This is a genomic window from Mesorhizobium sp. WSM4846 (genome assembly GCF_055811415.1).
In genome coordinates this window covers 1-15,538 of sequence record NZ_JBVVPZ010000055.1, presented here as the reverse complement: position 1 = coordinate 15,538, position 15,538 = coordinate 1, and the positions used below count along the sequence as shown (strand labels likewise).

The window sequence follows — 15,538 nt, the reverse complement described above, 5'->3', positions numbered from 1 at the left end:
CAGTGCTCCTGCGGACCAGAACCGAACGCTACCACCCCGTTCCGCGAAAAAGCTCGACCCATTCTGGATTGGTCTTCTCGATCAGTCGGTCTTCCATTGGCGCAGTGGTGGATACAAGCGCCGTTCTGAGCCGCAGCATTCTACGGCTGAAGTCACGGAATGGATCCCAGGGTCTGCGCTCCGCTTCGCGTCGCCCCGCCCTAGGATGACGAAGGCGTGGTGGCCTGTGGCAAATCGCCAACGTTGGAGATTGGCGGCTGGAGGCAGGCCGGCCACCAGTGACCACCTACCGTCCTCTGGAGGTTCAGTCAAAAGAGCCAAAAGCCCTCCGTGCAGAGATATTGGCTAGCTTTTTCGGCCCCGCGCCGCCAGCGTCCGCAGCCTCAGCGCGTTGAGGCGGATGAAGCCTTCGGCGTCCTTCTGGTCGTAGGCGCCGCGGTCGTCCTCGAAGGTGACCAGCGCGTCGGAATAGAGCGTCTTGTTCGACTTGCGGCCGGTGACGATGACGTTGCCCTTGTAGAGTTTCAGCCGCACCGTGCCTTCGACGTCTTCCTGGCTCTTGTCGATCATCGCCTGCAGCATCAGGCGCTCGGGCGCGAACCAGAAGCCGTTGTAGATCAGCTCGGCGTAGCGCGGCATGAACTCGTCCTTGAGGTGGGCGGCGCCACGGTCGAGCGTGATCGATTCGATCGCCCGGTGGGCTGATATCAGGATGGTGCCGCCGGGGGTCTCGTAGACGCCGCGCGATTTCATGCCAACGAAACGGTTCTCGACAAGATCGAGCCGGCCGATGCCGTTGTCGCGGCCGAGGTCGTTGAGCGCCGCCAGCATCGTCGCCGGCGACAGTTTTTTGCCGTCGAGCGCGATCGGATCGCCCTTCAGGAATTCGATTTCGATCTCGGTGACCTTGTCCGGCGCGTCCATCGGCGAGATGGTGCGCTGGTGGACGAATTCCGGCGGCTCGCCCCACGGGTCTTCCAGCACTTTGCCTTCGGAGGACGAATGCAAAAGATTGGCGTCGACCGAAAAAGGCGCGTCGCCCTTCTTGTCCTTCGGCACCGGGATCTGGTGCTGCTCGGCGAAGTTGATCAGGTCGGTGCGCGACTTGAACGACCAGTCGCGCCATGGCGCGATGACCTTGATGTCGGGATTGAGCGCATAGGCCGAAAGCTCGAAACGGACCTGATCGTTGCCCTTGCCGGTGGCGCCATGCGCAATCGCATCGGCACCGGTTTCTTTGGCGATCTCGACCAGGTGCTTGGAAATTAGCGGCCGGGCGATCGAGGTGCCGAGCAAATAGGTGCCTTCATAGACGGCATTGGCGCGAAACATCGGGAAGACGAAGTCGGAAACGAACTCCTCGCGGACATCCATGATGCGGATGTCCTTGATGCCCATCATCTCGGCCTTGCGCCGCGCCGGCTCCAGCTCGCCGCCCTGGCCGAGATCGGCGGTGAAGGTGACCACCTCGGCGCCAAGCTCGGTCTGCAGCCATTTCAGGATGATGGAGGTGTCGAGGCCGCCGGAATAGGCGAGCACGACCTTCTTGACGGCTTTTGCTTTCGACATTTGGCTGTTCCGCGACAGGGTTCTTTGTGGGCGAGGTATCACGGCCTTTCCGGGCTGCGCAAGAGACGAACGGTCCCTCGGTCGCTGCTGGCATACTGGATCAGCCCTTGTGCCGGCCAGTCGCTGGTGCGGAGAAGACGCTTGCGGTATAGGCTGCGCTTTCTTTATCCAGGGGCCCGCAGATGTCCTTCATTCCCGACACCACCACGCTGATCCAGTTCGCCATCGCCACCGTGATCCTGGCGATCACGCCGGGGCCCGACATGACGCTGTTCGTGTCGCGCACGCTGAGCCATGGCCGCGCCACCGGCTTTGCCTCGATGGCCGGCGCGCTGTTCGGCACGCTGATCCACACCACGCTGGTGGTGGTAGGAATCTCGGCGTTGATCGTCGCCTCGCCGATGTCTTTCCTGGCCCTGAAGATCTTCGGCGCTGCCTATCTCGTCTTCCTGGCGTGGCAAGCGATCACCAAGGGATCGGCGTTTTCGCCCGAGAAGAAGAGCGGGCCGGAGATCTCGCTGTTCCGCGCCTGGGCGGCGGGGCTCGGCGTCAATCTGCTCAACCCGAAGATCATCCTGTTCTTCATGACCTTCCTGCCGCAGTTCGTCTCGGCCCATGATCCCAACGCGCCCGGAAAACTGTTCTTCCTCGGCGCGATGTTCGTCGTTTTGTCGATCCCGGTGACAGCGCCTATGGTCTTTGCGGCAGAAAAATTCTCGGCAGCGATGAAAGCAAGCCCGCGGGTAACGCGCGCCGTCGACTATCTGTTCGCCGGGGTGTTTTCGGCCTTCGCGCTCAAGATCCTGACCGCCCAGGCGAAGTAGACCTTCCGGCTTGGCGCCAGCTTCCGGCCGAGCGCCCGGCGCTCAGCCAGTAGAAAATGCCGCCGACCATGCCGCTGCCGATCACGGCAGCGACGACGCGCGGGTCGGTGATCTCGAAATTGGCGTCGGCGGTCTGGTGGGCGAAGCCGAGGAAGACCGCCGCGACCACTGCGCCCGCCAGCGCATAGAACAGCCAGTCGCGCCGTCCGAGGATTTCCGAGACGAGAATCGCCACCGCTGCCGGCACAAAGGCGAAATAGGCGACGAACAGCGCAACGAAGGGGATTGAAAAATACAGCGAGGCCGTCGCCGCCGGCTGCACATGCTCCGGCGTGTAGCCCAGCGACGCCAGGAACATGATGTTGAGGAAGGCGCTGGCCGCCAGCGCGGCGACGCCATAGCCGATCAGGATGATGGCGAAGCGGATGAAGTAGGCGACAAGGCGGTTCACGCCTCGCCGTGCCCCGCGATCATCATTGCTTCCAGGGCGAGCCGATCGACCTTGCGCATGCGCTCGGACTCCGACTTGAGCTGGCCGCAGGCGGCGAGGATATCGCGGCCACGCGGCGTGCGGATCGGCGAGGCATAGCCGGCATTGTTGATGTAGTCGGCGAATTTCTCGATCGTCTCCCAGTCCGAGCACTGGTAGTTGGTGCCCGGCCACGGATTGAACGGGATCAGATTGATCTTGGCCGGAATGCCCTTTAGCAGCTTGATCAGCCCCTTGGCGTCCTCGATCGAATCGTTGACGTCCTTCAGCATCACATATTCAAAGGTGATGCGGCGGGCGTTCGACAGGCCGGGATAGGCGCGGCAGGCGGCAATCAGCTCTTTCAATGGATATTTTTTGTTGATCGGCACCAAAAGGTCGCGCAGATCGTCATTGGTGGCGTGCAGCGAGATCGCCAGCATGACGCCGATCTCGTCGCCGGTGCGGAAGATCTCCGGCACGACGCCGGAAGTCGACAGCGTGATGCGTCTCTTCGACAGGGAAAGCCCGTCGCCGTCGGACGCGATCAGCAGCGCCTTCTTCACCGCCTCGAAATTGTAGAGCGGCTCGCCCATGCCCATCATGACGATGTTGGACACTTTCCGGCCCTCGGCCGGAACGACGGCGCCATCAGGCGTGTCGCGGTCGGGGAAATCGCCGACTCGGTCGCGGGCGGTCAGAAGCTGGGCGAGGATTTCCTCCGCGGTCAGGTTGCGCACCAGCTTCTGCGTGCCGGTGTGGCAAAAGGAGCAGGTCAGCGTGCAACCGACCTGTGAGGAGATGCAGAGCGTGCCGCGGCCTTCTTCGGGAATGTAGACGGTTTCGATCTCGACCGGCCGGCCGGCACCGCGCGGCGGGAAGCGAAACAGCCATTTGCGCGTGCCGTCGGAGGAAATCTGCTCCTCGACGATCTCGGGCCTGGCGACGGTAAAATGCTTGCCGAGCTCGGCGCGCAGATCCTTGGAGATGTTGAACATACCGGCAAAGTCGGAGACGCCGCGCACATACATCCAGTGCCAGAGCTGCTGGGCGCGCATCCTGGCCTGGCGCTCCGGCACGATGCCTGATGCAACGAGCGCAGCGCCAAGCTCGGCGCGGGTCAGGCCGATCAGCGACGGTTTTTCGGCCGGCGTGGCGCGGGCGCGCAACGCATCACGGGCGCCTTCAGTGGTAAGGTCGAATGAGAGGGTCATTGTTGCGCCAACATAAGCGATTTACGGCCGATTACAGCATCGTGCCCGAAATGAAGCGCGGCGCATAGCACAGCTTGACGGCGGAGTCATGCAGGGCGGCGGTTTCCTTTTCCCCTTGTGGGAGAAGGTGGATCAGCGCGCAGCGCCGAGACGGATGAGGGGTGCTGGAAGGAATGAGGCGTTGGCTTTCCCTGGAACACCCCTCACCCGACCTCGTTTCACGAGGCCACCTTCTCCCACAAGGGGAGAAGGAAAGTCCGCACCTAACTTTGGCTATTTGCACCTGGCGATGGACGATAGCGCCGCCGAAATGCCTTTCAGCGAAAAGACATAGGTGGTGGTGTTGCCGCGGCCGGACTTCGCCTGCACCTTCATGTCGCTGCCGGTTTTCATCGCGGCGATCAGCACCGGCTCCTCGGCGGCGTTTTCGACCCAGGCCGACTTGCCGCGGGTGAACATCGAAAAGCTCTTGCCGTCGATGGTGACGGTGGCCTTGGAGTTTTCCTGGAAATTGTAGCCGGCGATGAATTGCGGCTCGTAAGACACTTGCTGTCCCGGCCGCTGGCTGACGAAGAAGAACATGTCGCCATGGTCAAGCGTCGGCGGCTGCTTGTCGGTCGGCACGGTCAACACATAGCAAACCTTGCCGCCCGACGCCTGGTAGCTGTAGGTGCCCCAGGCATTGTGCTGGCCGATCTTGGTTGCCGACTGCGCCAGAGCCGGCGCTGTCACGGCCACCAGTGCCAGGCTCGAAATTGTAGCAATCAATCCGCGCATCGCTTTTCCCATATATGGTGCGGAGGCAGGCCGGCTCGGCGTCCTGCCCGTCGCTTCATTTTGATTTAATCTGGGTTACCAAACGGTGAAGTTCCCTCAGGAAAAGGACATCCACCCCAGGAAACCGCCGCCATCCTTGCGCCCGTCGCTCGAAAGCGGCAGTTGCAACGTCCCTTTCGCGACTTGGATGCCACGAAAGCGGCAAGAGTTTGACTTTTCTGCCTTATCGCCGGCTCAGCCGTTGTCGGCAATCGCCTGTTTGGCGGCGAGCCGATGCGCCGATGTGATGTGGGCTTTGACGGTGGTGATCGCGGCGGTCAGCACGGCGATGTCGTCGGTAAAGCCCAGTCCGAGGACGAAGTCGGGGATGACGTCAGCCGGCAGCACGAAATAGCCGAGCGCCGCCACCAGGATGCCCTTGGCGCGCAGCGGCGTGTTCTTGTCCATGGCGCAGTAGTAGGCGGCGACCAGTTCCTCCATGAACGGGATCTGCCGGGCAGCCCGCTTGGCCGTACGCCAGAATTTCTCGCGCACTTCGCTCTCGTCGCCCGGCTTGCCGCCAAAGCCGAAGAAATCAAAACCTGATTTTTGCGCCATCAGTCTCTCCTAGCGAGGCTGCGCATGGCGTTCCACGCGCGCCTGCCAGCGGAAAATGTGGTGAAAGCGCCAGTCCACTACAAGAGCTCGGCCGTTCCGCGGTCTGAAAAATCAGGCTACGGCGTCGACAGATCTCCAACGACCTGACCGAAATAGCGGTTCATCGTCTTGGCCAGTTCGAAGTCGAGCGCGGTCAGGCCGCCGGCATCATGGGTGTTCAGCGTCACGTTCACGGTGTTGTAGACGTTCGACCAGTCGGGGTGATGGTCGATCGTCTCCGCCGCCAGGGCGACGCGGGTCATGAAGGCGAAGGCTTCGGAAAAATCGCTGAAGGTGAAGCTGCGCGCGATCGAGCCGCCATCCTCGGCCAGCGACCAGCCGTCGAGCCCGGCCAGCGCCTCGGCGACCGCCTCCCTGCCCAGTTTCTCTCTCGCCATGGTCGCTTCCCGTGCTATCTGGATTTGCAGTCTTCAGCATAGTGCCGGATCGATGAGCGCCAAGCCGATAAAATCCATTCTCTTTGTCTGTCTCGGCAATATCTGCCGCTCGCCACTGGCGGAGGGCGTGTTGCGCGCCGTCTTGGCAGAGCGCGGCCTCGATCGGGATATCCTGCTCGATTCGGCCGGGACCAGCGACTGGGAAGCCGGTTCGGCACCCGACCCGCGCTCGATCTCGATCGCCAAGCGGCACGGCGTCGATATTTCCGGACAGACGGCGCGCAAGCTGGCGCCGGACGATTTTTCGCGTTTCGACCTCATTCTCGCCATGGACCGATCGAATCTCCGGGATCTTAAAGCGCTGGTGCCTGCCGCCATGCGCGACCGTGTCCATCTGTTCCTTCAGTTCGCCGAGGGAAAGGTGGGCGACGTGCCGGACCCCTATCATCAGGGGCCGGAGGCGTTTGCCTCGGTCTACCGCATGATCCGCGAAGCGTCGGAGGCGCTGGCGACGCGGCTCGAGGCGCGGCTGTCGGCGCCCGACAGCGGCCAGGCCTCCTCGACGATGTAGGGTCCGCCGCCGACCGAATCGCGCGACGACATCAGGACGAAGCGGCCGACACGGAAGGGCAACGTCGAAAAATTGCCGCGCGCCGAGAGATACTGGGCGACGTCGAGCGGGCTCGAATTGCGCAATCTGGCCAGCGTCACATGCGGCATGAATTTGCGCGGGTCGGCGGGGATGCCGAGGCGCTGGCAGATGCGCTCGATCTCGGCTTGCAGCGCCGCAAGATCGGGCGAGAAGGAGACGCCGGCCCACACCGCGTGCGGTTTTTTCTGGCCGAAGGCGCCGACGCCGGACAGTGTCAGCGCGAAGGACGGGCGGTGGACACGGTCGAGCGCGTTGGCGATCTCGTCGGCGACATGGCCCTCGACATCGCCAATGAAGCGCAGCGTCATATGGTAGTTCTCGACGTCGATCCAACGGGCCCCGGGCAGGCCGCCCCGGAGCAGGGACAGCGAAAGGGCGGCATCACGCGGTATTTCGAGGGCGGTGAAAAGACGCGGCATGGCAAGCCTCCTGTCCTCGAATCGAACTCTGCCCCTAGCGAATCATCGAAAATCGAGCGGGGCAAGCGGTTTGTTGGTTGCACCTGGCCTAAAATCAAATCGTGCGGGGAATGCGTAGCATCATCGAAATCCGGTCCCTTCAAGAGTTGCCCTTAACCACGGCAATGGCTTTCTCGACATCCGGCAGTATGCGCTCGACCATGCGGTCGACGCCCTTGGCATTCGGGTGCAGGCCGTCCTCAAGTTGCATAGCTGGTTCGCCGGCGACGCCGTCGAGAAAGAATGGATAGAGCGGGACGCCGTGTTTTTCCGCCAGTTTCGGGAAGATAGCGTCAAAGCCGTTCTGGTAGTCGGCGCCGAGATTGGGGGCGGCGCGCATGCCGGCCAGCAGCACGGCGATGTTGCGCTGCTTCAGCTTCGCCAGCATGGCGTCGAGATTTTTTTGGGTGATATCGGGAGAAACGCCGCGCAGCATGTCGTTGGCACCGAGTTCGAGAATGACAAGCTGCGTGCCGTCCGGCACCGACCAGTCGAGCCGCGACAGGCCACCACTCGACGTATCGCCGGATACGCCGGCATTGGCGACGGTCACATCGTGGCCCTTGGCGCCGAGTGCTGCCTCAAGTTTCCGGGTGAAGCCTTCGTCCGGTCCGAGGCCAAAGCCTGCCATCAGGCTGTCGCCGAAGCCGACGATCTTGAACGGCTCGGCGCGCGCCGAAGAAATGGCGCCGCAAATTCCGAGGAAAAGGACGAAGGCTGCGGCAAGTCGGTGTTTGAAAGCCATGCGGCAGGGCCCCATATGACCGAGAACATTATACTGGCGGTAGGCGAATTCTGCCCTCCCTTTCCCATATAGGATCCCATATAGGACGATTTTATTTTGACAGAAGCCGTCATCGCGCTGAAAAACGTATCGCTGACACTAGGGGAAGGAGCGTCTTCCGTCCATGTCCTGAAAGGCGTCACCCTCGACGTGGCAAGTGGCGAGGCGACCGGCATTGTCGGGCCGTCGGGCTCGGGAAAGTCGACGCTGCTGATGGTTTTGGCCGGTTTGGAAAGGGTCGATTCGGGTACGGTACGAATCGCCGGCGAATTGCTGAACGGCAAGAGCGAGGATCAGATCGCATCGTTTCGTGGGCGAAACATTGGCATCGTCTTCCAGTCCTTCCACCTCATTCCCAACATGACGGCGCTCGAAAATGTCGCAGTGCCACTGGAACTAGCCGACCATGCCGATCCGTTCGGGGTGGCGGCGCGGGAGCTCGTGGCGGTGGGCTTGAGCGATCGCGTCACTCACTATCCCGGCGAATTGTCCGGCGGCGAACAGCAGCGTGTGGCGATCGCCCGGGCAATGGCGCCTTCGCCGCGCATCCTGATCGCCGACGAGCCGACCGGCAATCTGGACCAGGCGACGGGACGGCAGGTCGCCGATCTTTTGTTCGCCAAAGCGGCCGAGCGCGGCATGACGCTGGTGCTGGTCACCCACGATCCGGCGCTCGCCGCACGCTGCTCCCGGCAGGTATCGATGCGGTCGGGCCGGATCGAGGATGCGCCAGGACCAGTTCCAAAGCCTGGCAAAGTGCCGGCCTGATGCCGCTGTCGCGCACGCTGAAGCTCGCCTTCCGCTTCTCGCTGCGTGAGATGCGCGGCGGGCTGTCCGGCTTCCTGATCTTCCTTGCCTGCATTGCGCTTGGCGTCGCGGCGATCGGCGGTGTCAATTCGGTGGCCCGGGCGATTACCGCCGGTGTCGCCAACGAAGGCCAGTCGCTGCTCGGCGGCGATCTTCGTTTCCAGCTCAATCAGCGCGCCGCGACGCAAGCCGAGCAGGTCTTCCTTGACGGGCTGGGCACGGTCTCGCACAGCGCCAACATGCGCTCGATGGCGCGGCTCGAGGACGGCTCCGACCAGGCGCTGGTCGAAGCCAAGGCGGTCGACGGCGCTTATCCGCTCTATGGTGCGCTGCAGACCGAGCCGGTGCTGTCGAAGCAGGAATTGTTCGGCGAACAATCCGGTGTTTTCGGCGCCGCCGCACCCGACCTTTTGTTCGAGCGGCTGAACCTTCGGATCGGCGACCGGCTGAAGCTGGGCAGCGCCACCTTCGAACTGCGCGTCCGGCTCGTCAATGAGCCGGACGCGGTATCCGACGGCTTCGGCTTTGCGCCGCGGCTGATGATCTCGACCGACGGGCTTGCCGCTTCCGGTTTGATCCAGCCCGGCAGCCTGGTCGAGAACGCCTACAAGGTCCGCCTGCCCGGCGGCACCGGCGAGACGCGCATAAAAGCCATTCAGGATCAGGCGGCGGCGGAGTTTCCCGAGTCCGGCTGGTCGATCCGCACGCGCAGCAATGCAGCACCGGCGTTGTCCGCCAATATCGAACGGTTTTCGCAGTTCCTGACGCTGGTCGGGCTGACGGCGCTGGTGGTCGGCGGCGTCGGCGTGGCCAATGCGGTGCGCGCCTATCTCGACGGCAAGCGCGGCGTCATTGCCACCTTCAAGAGCCTGGGAGCTTCGGGCGGTTTCGTCTTTGCCGTCTACCTGGTGCAGATCCTGATGATCGCCGTGCTTGGCATCACGCTCGGCGTCGTGCTTGGCGCGCTGATGCCGTTCGCGGCGAGCGCGGCGCTCCAGTCGATCATTCCGGTGCCGGCGGAAGGCGGATTCTATCCTGGCGCGCTCGGCATGGCGGCGCTGTTCGGGCTGCTGGTGACGCTGGCTTTCGCCTTGCTGCCGCTCGGCCGGGCGCGCGACGTGCCGGCGACGGCGCTGTTTCGTGAAATGGGTTTTGAGGGCCGCGGTTTTCCGCGCCCGCTCTACACGGCGGCGGCGCTCGGCATCGCGCTGCTGCTGGCGGCGCTGGCCATTCTGTTTTCCGGCGACCGCTACATCGCCTCGATCTTCGTCGGCGCCACCATTTTTGCTTTTTTGGTGCTGCGCCTTGTCGGCGCGCTGGTGCAGTGGGCCGCCAAAAGGAGCCCGCGCGTTGGCTCGACGGTGCTCAGGCTCGCCCTCGGCAACATCCATCGGCCGGGCGCCTTGACGCCGTCGGTGGTGCTGTCGCTGGGACTGGGGCTGACGCTTCTGGTGACGCTGGCGCTGATCGACGGCAATCTCAGGCGGCAGATTTCCGGCAACCTGCCGGAGCGGGCGCCGAACTTCTTCTTCGTCGACATCCAGAGCAGCGATGTCGATGCCTTCTCGGCGCTGGTCGGCAGGGAGGCGCCGCAAGGCACGCTGGTCAAGGTGCCGATGCTGCGCGGCCGGGTGATGGCGCTGAACGGCGTCGACGTCGACAAGGTCAAGGTCCCGGCGGAAGGGGCCTGGGTGCTGCGCGGCGATCGCGGGCTGACCTACGAGGCCAGAATTCCTGCGAATGCGACGCTGACCGAAGGGACATGGTGGCCGGACAATTATGCCGGCGAGCCGTTGGTGTCGTTTTCGGCCGAGGAAGGCAAAGAGATCGGGCTGAAACTCGGCGATACCGTCACCGTCAACGTGCTCGGCCGCAACGTGACGGCGAAGATCGCCAATTTCCGCCAGGTCGAGTGGGAGACGATGGGCATCAATTTCGTCATGGTGTTCTCGCCCAGCACATTTGCCGGCGCGCCGCACAGCTGGCTGGCGACGCTGACCGAAAAGGGCGCGTCGCCGGCCGACGATGCCCGTCTTCTCAACGCCGTCACCCGTGCCTTTCCCGCGGTGACGACAGTCAGGGTCAAGGACGCGCTCGACATCGTCAACCGGCTGGTGGCGCAACTCGGCACCGCGATCAGGGCCTCGGCCGGCGTGGCGCTGATCGCCTCGGTGCTGGTGCTGGCCGGCGCGTTGGCGGCCGGCAACCGCGCCCGCATCCACGATGCGGTGGTGCTGAAGACGCTGGGCGCCACCAGGAAGACGCTGATCGCGGCCTTTTCGCTGGAATACATGCTGATCGGCCTCGCCACTGCGATCTTCGCGCTGGCGGCAGGCGGCATTGCGGCGTGGTTCGTTGTCGCGCGCGTCATGACACTGCCGTCGCATTTCATGCCCGACGTGGCGGTGGCAACCATCGTCTTTGCCTTGCTGGTCACGGTCGGCATCGGCCTCGCCGGCACCTGGCGGGTGCTGGGCCACAAGGCGGCGCCGGTGCTGCGCAATCTCTGATCTGCAAGGATCGGCAAGCTCAACGCGACCGGGATTCGGTTAAATCTTGTTAATGTTGGGCTTCGGACGGCCGATAAATCCGGATTTTTGCTACTTCACGAAGCATTACGCGCGGTTACGGTCTTGTTCTTGACGCCAATAACCATCATATTTCGCGGCAGGCATGCTGGAGCCCCGCCAGCGGCGCCTCGGTCCAAATCGACCGGACACCGGACGGGGCAGAAGCAATATGAGGATTTCCATGGCTGAACCCGTTCGCAATTATCAGACGCGTGCCGTGCCCGGCGCCGGCGTCGATGCTGCTATCGACCAGGGCCTGCGCGCTTATATGATCAAGGTCTACAATCTGATGGGGCTTGGCCTCCTCATCACCGGCCTCGCCGCGGTCGGAACGATCATGCTGGCCACCACCACCGATCCGGCTTCGGCGGTCGCTACGCTGCCGAACGGCGATATGCTGACATCCTTCGGCTACGCGATCTTCGGCTCGCCGCTGAAATGGCTGGTGATCTTTGCCCCCCTGGCAGCGGTGCTGTTCCTGTCGTTTCGCGTCCAGTCGATGAGCGTTTCGGCCGCGCAGACGACGTTCTGGGTCTATGCCGGCCTCGTCGGCCTGTCACTGTCGTCGATCTTCCTGGTCTACACCACCGCCAGCATCTCGCAGACCTTCTTCGCCACCGCCGCCGCCTTTGGCGGGCTGTCGCTCTACGGCTACACGACCAAGCGCGATCTTTCCGGGCTCGGTTCGTTCCTAATCATGGGCGTGGTCGGTCTGATCATCGCAAGTGTGATCAACATCTTCCTGCAGTCGTCGGCGCTTTCCTTCGCCGTTTCGGCGATCGGCGTGCTGATCTTCGCAGGGCTGACCGCCTACGACACGCAGAACATCAAGGAGATGTATTTCGAGGGCGACGAGACTGATGTCGCCGGCCGCAAGGCTATCATGGGCGCTCTGAGGCTCTATCTCGACTTCATCAACCTGTTCATGTTCCTGCTGCAGTTCATGGGCGATCGCCGTTAACAACGGCCCCTTGAGTCTGTGGACCAGCGAATTTGGAAAGGGCGGCCCAACGGCCGCCCTTTCCTTCTGTGCCGGCCTTTGCTGTGATAGAAGGCAGATGAACGGCTTGCATAAACTATGAGCAGCATCACGATACGCGGCGCGACAGCGGCCGATCTCGACCGGATCACCGCCATCTATGCCGATGCGGTGATCCACGGCACGGCGAGCTACGAACTGGAGCCGCCTGATCGTGCCGAGATGGGCGAGCGCTTCGACAGTTTGATAGCCGGCGGCTTTCCCTATCTGGTGGCGGAAAAAGCCGGCATCGTGCTCGGCTATGCCTATGCCGGCGCCTTCCGGGCGCGGCCTGCGTACCGGTTCATCGTCGAAGATTCTGTCTATGTCGCGCCCGAGGCCAAGGGCCATGGCATCGGGCTGAAGCTGATGCAAGGGCTGATCGCGGCGGCCGAGGCGGCGGGCTTCCGCCAGATCATCGCGGTGATCGGCGACGGTCGGCCGGACAGTGCCTCGGTCCGGCTGCATGAAAAGCTCGGCTTTCGCCATTCGGGCCGTCTGGAAGCCTCCGGCTACAAGCTCGGACGCTGGCTCGACACGGTGTTCATGCAACTGCCGATCAATGGCGGGTCTGAGGTTCCGCCCGATCCCAACTCACTGCCGGAACGGAGATTCCGGAAGCACAACAAGTAGTTAGGCCTCGACAAGTTTCAGCGTACGGTCGAACACGCCAAGCACGCGGCCAAGCTCCTGGCCGCGCTTAAGGATGCGGCCGCCGGCGGCGATGACGGCGAAAGCCCCTTGCCGGCGCGCCAGCTTCGGATCCTTGACGATCTGGAACAGCGGCACCTCGCTGGTGCGACGGAAGACGGAAAAGACGGCGCGGTCGGCAAGATGGTCGATGGCGTAGTCGCGCCATTCATTGGCGGCGACCATGCGCCCGTAAAGCCTCAGGATCTGGTCCAATTCACGCCGGTCGAACCGCACCGGCTGGTCGAGGCGTTCACGTCTTGCCTCATGCAGCGGGATCAGTATTGCGGATGCGTCCCCATCCTCCGTCCCACTGCCGTGATCAGTCATGCCTCGATCCCTTCGAATGAATCTTACACCAATCAAAGTTGGCGCTTTCGCCATGGAATTGCAAGCCCAGCTGGGCAAAAGCTGGCGGCGCAACGTTTCCGCGGTGTCCAGTCACGTTTATAAAAACGCCCGTTGAAATTGGTGATGCTTTGCCACAATCCTGCCTTCTTTTAACCGCGCTAAAGCCCCAATCTCCGACGAATTTACGGGTGTTGCCTGAGACGGTTCGGTCCGGCACTGGCTCGTAAACCCCAAGCCCCCCGCCCACGGGTCTGCGTCGGATCGAACCAACCTCGGTTTCTCCTCTGGAGAAATCGAGCGCGACGATCCCAAAACCTAAATGACCGGCGTCAGAAGCAAGCTGACGTCGGTTTTTTATTTTATTGGCCGAGTGAATGCGCGGCCTTCCCTTCTCCCCTTGTGGGAGAAGGTGTCGCCGAAGGCGACGGATGAGGGGTGTTGCAGCTTGGCAATTTGCTTGAAATCGCCGCTGCCTCATTCCTTCCTGCACCCCCTTCCGTCTCGACGCCGCGCGCCGACCCACCACCCGGGGCGAATCACGGGCCTCGCCCGCCCTTCGGGCCCCACCAGGGGAGAAGGAGAGGGCGTTCAGGGCTTGTGGATCAGGGCGGCGCCCAGGATGGGACCCGGCATGCCGTCCTTGCCCACCGATTGCAGCAGCACGGCGCAGCCGCCCTTCTTGGCAATCACGCTCATCGGCAATTCGTAGCGATGCGCCTTGCCGTGCCACATGCCGGCGGTCTGGATGCCGGAGACGGCGTTCCAATAAGTCATGCTGCGGCCGGTGTTTTCGCCCTTGCCGATCTTGATGGTCTGCGGCGGGTCGAAATAGACGATGACGACATGGGCATCGCTGGGGCCGCTCCCGGCATCGCCGGCGTCGATGATGACGCGGTCGCTGGTCCGGCTGACCTTGATGCCGACCTGCATGCCTTCGCCGGATGTTTTCATGCGGGCGAGGGCGCCGTCGATTTCCTCGCGGCGGGCGCCGTTGACATGGCTGCGGCCATTGATAACGGCCTGCGGCGTATAGACCGAGCGGCTGCCGAAGGCACGCATATACTCATACTGCCGCTCGGTGTTCTCCTTGCGGCTCAGCGTGTCCTTCCAACCGAGATAATCCCAGTAGTCGACGTGATAGGCGAGCGCGACGATGTTCTCCTTGGCGGCAAGCTCGGCGAAAAACGCATCGGCCGGCAGGCAGGAACTGCAGCCCTGGCTGGTGAAGAGCTCGACCACGCCCAAGGGCTGGCCGACCAGGGATTTATCTGTCTGGGACCGGTTCGCCTCGTCGGCAAGCACATTGCCGGCCAGCGCATTGCTGGCAAGGGCCAGCGCACATACCGCAAGCCGCAATGGTCTTCGAGGTGTCATGGCCGTTTCGACTCCCGCCGGTGATGGCCGGCTTTGTTCTGGTTGACGAAATATGTGGCAGAAGCGGCAGTCAACGGGAAGTCACGTTGCGGTGAAATTCTACCGTTGCGACAAACTGCAAGGGCGCAACAGGATGGGCTACACTTCAAGGTAGATACCGATTCGGGCGACAATCAGCATGTGGCAAACGCTCCTGACGCCGGTCGACCTGTACTGCGAGCGGGTCGGGCCACAGTTCTGGGCCGAACCGGTCAACGCACTGACCAATATGGCTTTTCTTGTCGCCGGGCTGTGGGGTGTCCGGGAGGTGCGCCGGCGCGGCACAGGCATCTTCGCCGAAATTCTGGCCTGGTGGGTGGTGGCGATCGGCATCGGCTCGGCGCTGTTCCACACCTTTGCCAACCATGCCACGGTCTGGGCCGACGTGCTGCCGATCGCCGGGTTCACGCTGGCCTACACGCTGTTCAACCTGCGCCGTTTCCTCGCTATGAAATGGGGCAAGGCGATTGCCATCTTCTTCGCCTTCTATGCCGTCACCGGGTTGTTGACCTCGGCCGTGCCGGACTGGCTGCGCCAGGCATCGAACGGCACGACCGGCTACCTGCCGCCCTTCCTGGCGCTCGCCTTCTTCGGCGCCTGGGTGGCGGCGAGCGGCAACCGCGCCGGCTGGTACAATCTGGCGGGCTCGGCGATCTTCGTCGTGTCGGTCATCTTCAGGACGATCGATCCGCTGGTTTGCGGCAGCTTCCCGCTCGGCACGCATTTCCTGTGGCACATCCTCAACGGGCTGATGCTCGGCGTGCTGCTGGCGGCGGCGGCGCGGTTCGGAGGGCCGAAATTAGGGCAGTAGGGCAGTAGGGCGGTAGGGCGGTAGGGAATAGGATGAGGCAGCGGAGGCGACTTTTCCCCTACTGCCTTACTGCCCTACTCCCCTACTCCCCTACTCC

At 63.1% G+C, this 15,538-nt stretch carries 17 protein-coding genes; 7 read left to right on the top strand and 10 right to left on the bottom strand.

All coding sequences use genetic code 11. The features are described from left to right. Positions 1-345: 345 nt before the first annotated feature. Positions 346-1,569 carry an argininosuccinate synthase gene (locus tag AC0L15_RS29725; RefSeq protein ID WP_287248197.1) on the bottom strand — a complete coding sequence of 408 codons (1,224 nt, stop codon included), beginning with the start codon at positions 1,567-1,569 and terminating at the stop codon, positions 346-348. A 182-nt stretch (positions 1,570-1,751) separates the two neighbouring features. Here AC0L15_RS29725 and AC0L15_RS29720 point away from each other — a divergent pair, with 182 nt between their 5' ends. Then, positions 1,752-2,393: a LysE family translocator gene (locus AC0L15_RS29720; RefSeq protein ID WP_287137802.1), complete on the top strand. Its 642-nt coding sequence runs from the start codon at positions 1,752-1,754 to the stop codon at positions 2,391-2,393. On the opposite strand, the gene AC0L15_RS29715 is transcribed toward AC0L15_RS29720, so the two are convergent. The 5 genes from AC0L15_RS29715 to AC0L15_RS29695 form a co-directional block, all read right to left on the bottom strand. Next, positions 2,365-2,844, bottom strand: coding sequence for a hypothetical protein (locus AC0L15_RS29715; RefSeq protein WP_287248200.1), 480 nt, complete (start codon positions 2,842-2,844; stop codon positions 2,365-2,367). The genes AC0L15_RS29720 and AC0L15_RS29715 overlap by 29 nt on opposite strands. Next, the gene (gene rlmN / locus AC0L15_RS29710) at positions 2,841-4,076 is read right to left on the bottom strand and encodes a dual-specificity RNA methyltransferase RlmN (RefSeq protein ID WP_287248203.1); all 1,236 of its coding nucleotides are present in this window, start codon (positions 4,074-4,076) and stop codon (positions 2,841-2,843) included. The genes AC0L15_RS29715 and rlmN overlap by 4 nt, the downstream gene beginning before the upstream one ends. A gap of 273 nt (positions 4,077-4,349) precedes the next feature. Beyond that, positions 4,350-4,853, bottom strand: a complete 504-nt coding sequence (locus AC0L15_RS29705) for an invasion associated locus B family protein (RefSeq protein WP_128188235.1) — start codon at positions 4,851-4,853, stop codon at positions 4,350-4,352. Positions 4,854-5,087: 234 nt separating this feature from the next. After that, on the bottom strand, positions 5,088-5,450 hold the full coding sequence (locus AC0L15_RS29700) for a YkvA family protein (protein WP_023803329.1): 363 nt from the start codon (positions 5,448-5,450) through the stop codon (positions 5,088-5,090). Between the two features lie 116 nt (positions 5,451-5,566). Further along, positions 5,567-5,887, bottom strand: coding sequence for a 4a-hydroxytetrahydrobiopterin dehydratase (locus AC0L15_RS29695; RefSeq protein WP_287248205.1), 321 nt, complete (start codon positions 5,885-5,887; stop codon positions 5,567-5,569). Positions 5,888-5,939: 52 nt separating this feature from the next. Between AC0L15_RS29695 and AC0L15_RS29690 the strand changes: the two genes are divergently transcribed. Then, a complete protein-coding gene (locus AC0L15_RS29690) occupies positions 5,940-6,458 on the top strand; it encodes a low molecular weight protein-tyrosine-phosphatase (RefSeq protein WP_036262501.1) in 519 nt (172 codons plus the stop codon). On the opposite strand, the gene thpR is transcribed toward AC0L15_RS29690, so the two are convergent. Together thpR and AC0L15_RS29680 are read right to left on the bottom strand one after the other, a co-directional pair. Continuing rightward, on the bottom strand, positions 6,362-6,958 hold the full coding sequence (thpR, locus tag AC0L15_RS29685; RefSeq protein WP_027153691.1) for an RNA 2',3'-cyclic phosphodiesterase: 597 nt from the start codon (positions 6,956-6,958) through the stop codon (positions 6,362-6,364). The genes AC0L15_RS29690 and thpR overlap by 97 nt on opposite strands. Positions 6,959-7,097: 139 nt before the next feature. Continuing rightward, on the bottom strand, positions 7,098-7,742 hold the full coding sequence (locus AC0L15_RS29680) for an arylesterase (protein ID WP_287248208.1): 645 nt from the start codon (positions 7,740-7,742) through the stop codon (positions 7,098-7,100). 96 nt (positions 7,743-7,838) lie between these two features. Between AC0L15_RS29680 and AC0L15_RS29675 the strand changes: the two genes are divergently transcribed. The 4 genes from AC0L15_RS29675 (at position 7,839) to AC0L15_RS29660 (ending at position 12,809) form a co-directional block, all read left to right on the top strand. Next, the gene (locus AC0L15_RS29675) at positions 7,839-8,549 is read left to right on the top strand and encodes an ABC transporter ATP-binding protein (RefSeq protein WP_473497962.1); all 711 of its coding nucleotides are present in this window, start codon (positions 7,839-7,841) and stop codon (positions 8,547-8,549) included. After that, entirely contained in the window at positions 8,549-11,098 is a 2,550-nt protein-coding gene (locus AC0L15_RS29670; RefSeq protein WP_287248212.1) for an ABC transporter permease, read from the top strand. Before AC0L15_RS29675 ends, AC0L15_RS29670 begins: the two co-directional genes overlap by 1 nt. Before the next feature lie 241 nt (positions 11,099-11,339). Beyond that, positions 11,340-12,119 carry a Bax inhibitor-1/YccA family protein gene (locus AC0L15_RS29665; protein ID WP_287248215.1) on the top strand — a complete coding sequence of 260 codons (780 nt, stop codon included), beginning with the start codon at positions 11,340-11,342 and terminating at the stop codon, positions 12,117-12,119. A gap of 117 nt (positions 12,120-12,236) precedes the next feature. Beyond that, complete coding sequence (locus AC0L15_RS29660) at positions 12,237-12,809, top strand: GNAT family N-acetyltransferase (RefSeq protein ID WP_287248217.1); 573 nt, start codon at positions 12,237-12,239, stop codon at positions 12,807-12,809. Here AC0L15_RS29660 and AC0L15_RS29655 read toward each other — a convergent pair whose 3' ends face one another. Together AC0L15_RS29655 and AC0L15_RS29650 are read right to left on the bottom strand one after the other, a co-directional pair. Next, positions 12,810-13,196: a DUF2794 domain-containing protein gene (locus AC0L15_RS29655; protein WP_023803338.1), complete on the bottom strand. Its 387-nt coding sequence runs from the start codon at positions 13,194-13,196 to the stop codon at positions 12,810-12,812. It lies immediately after the preceding gene. A gap of 609 nt (positions 13,197-13,805) precedes the next feature. After that, the gene (locus tag AC0L15_RS29650; RefSeq protein WP_287222695.1) at positions 13,806-14,591 is read right to left on the bottom strand and encodes a DUF1223 domain-containing protein; all 786 of its coding nucleotides are present in this window, start codon (positions 14,589-14,591) and stop codon (positions 13,806-13,808) included. A gap of 178 nt (positions 14,592-14,769) precedes the next feature. Between AC0L15_RS29650 and AC0L15_RS29645 the strand changes: the two genes are divergently transcribed. Continuing rightward, on the top strand, positions 14,770-15,441 hold the full coding sequence (locus AC0L15_RS29645; protein ID WP_287248220.1) for a ceramidase domain-containing protein: 672 nt from the start codon (positions 14,770-14,772) through the stop codon (positions 15,439-15,441). Positions 15,442-15,538: the final 97 nt, after the last annotated feature.

Excerpts from the sequence above, each read along its gene's own strand:
- AC0L15_RS29725 (WP_287248197.1), bottom strand. The coding sequence starts at position 1,569 with ATGTCGAAAGCAAAAGCCGTCAAGAAGGTCGTGCTCGCCTATTCCGGC.
- AC0L15_RS29720 (WP_287137802.1), top strand. The coding sequence starts at position 1,752 with ATGTCCTTCATTCCCGACACCACCACGCTGATCCAGTTCGCCATCGCC.
- rlmN (WP_287248203.1), bottom strand. The coding sequence starts at position 4,076 with ATGACCCTCTCATTCGACCTTACCACTGAAGGCGCCCGTGATGCGTTG.
- AC0L15_RS29705 (WP_128188235.1), bottom strand. The coding sequence starts at position 4,853 with ATGCGCGGATTGATTGCTACAATTTCGAGCCTGGCACTGGTGGCCGTG.
- AC0L15_RS29700 (WP_023803329.1), bottom strand. The coding sequence starts at position 5,450 with ATGGCGCAAAAATCAGGTTTTGATTTCTTCGGCTTTGGCGGCAAGCCG.
- AC0L15_RS29695 (WP_287248205.1), bottom strand. The coding sequence starts at position 5,887 with ATGGCGAGAGAGAAACTGGGCAGGGAGGCGGTCGCCGAGGCGCTGGCC.
- AC0L15_RS29690 (WP_036262501.1), top strand. The coding sequence starts at position 5,940 with ATGAGCGCCAAGCCGATAAAATCCATTCTCTTTGTCTGTCTCGGCAAT.
- thpR (WP_027153691.1), bottom strand. The coding sequence starts at position 6,958 with ATGCCGCGTCTTTTCACCGCCCTCGAAATACCGCGTGATGCCGCCCTT.
- AC0L15_RS29680 (WP_287248208.1), bottom strand. The coding sequence starts at position 7,742 with ATGGCTTTCAAACACCGACTTGCCGCAGCCTTCGTCCTTTTCCTCGGA.
- AC0L15_RS29670 (WP_287248212.1), top strand. The coding sequence starts at position 8,549 with ATGCCGCTGTCGCGCACGCTGAAGCTCGCCTTCCGCTTCTCGCTGCGT.
- AC0L15_RS29665 (WP_287248215.1), top strand. The coding sequence starts at position 11,340 with ATGGCTGAACCCGTTCGCAATTATCAGACGCGTGCCGTGCCCGGCGCC.
- AC0L15_RS29660 (WP_287248217.1), top strand. The coding sequence starts at position 12,237 with ATGAGCAGCATCACGATACGCGGCGCGACAGCGGCCGATCTCGACCGG.
- AC0L15_RS29655 (WP_023803338.1), bottom strand. The coding sequence starts at position 13,196 with ATGACTGATCACGGCAGTGGGACGGAGGATGGGGACGCATCCGCAATA.
- AC0L15_RS29650 (WP_287222695.1), bottom strand. The coding sequence starts at position 14,591 with ATGACACCTCGAAGACCATTGCGGCTTGCGGTATGTGCGCTGGCCCTT.
- AC0L15_RS29645 (WP_287248220.1), top strand. The coding sequence starts at position 14,770 with ATGTGGCAAACGCTCCTGACGCCGGTCGACCTGTACTGCGAGCGGGTC.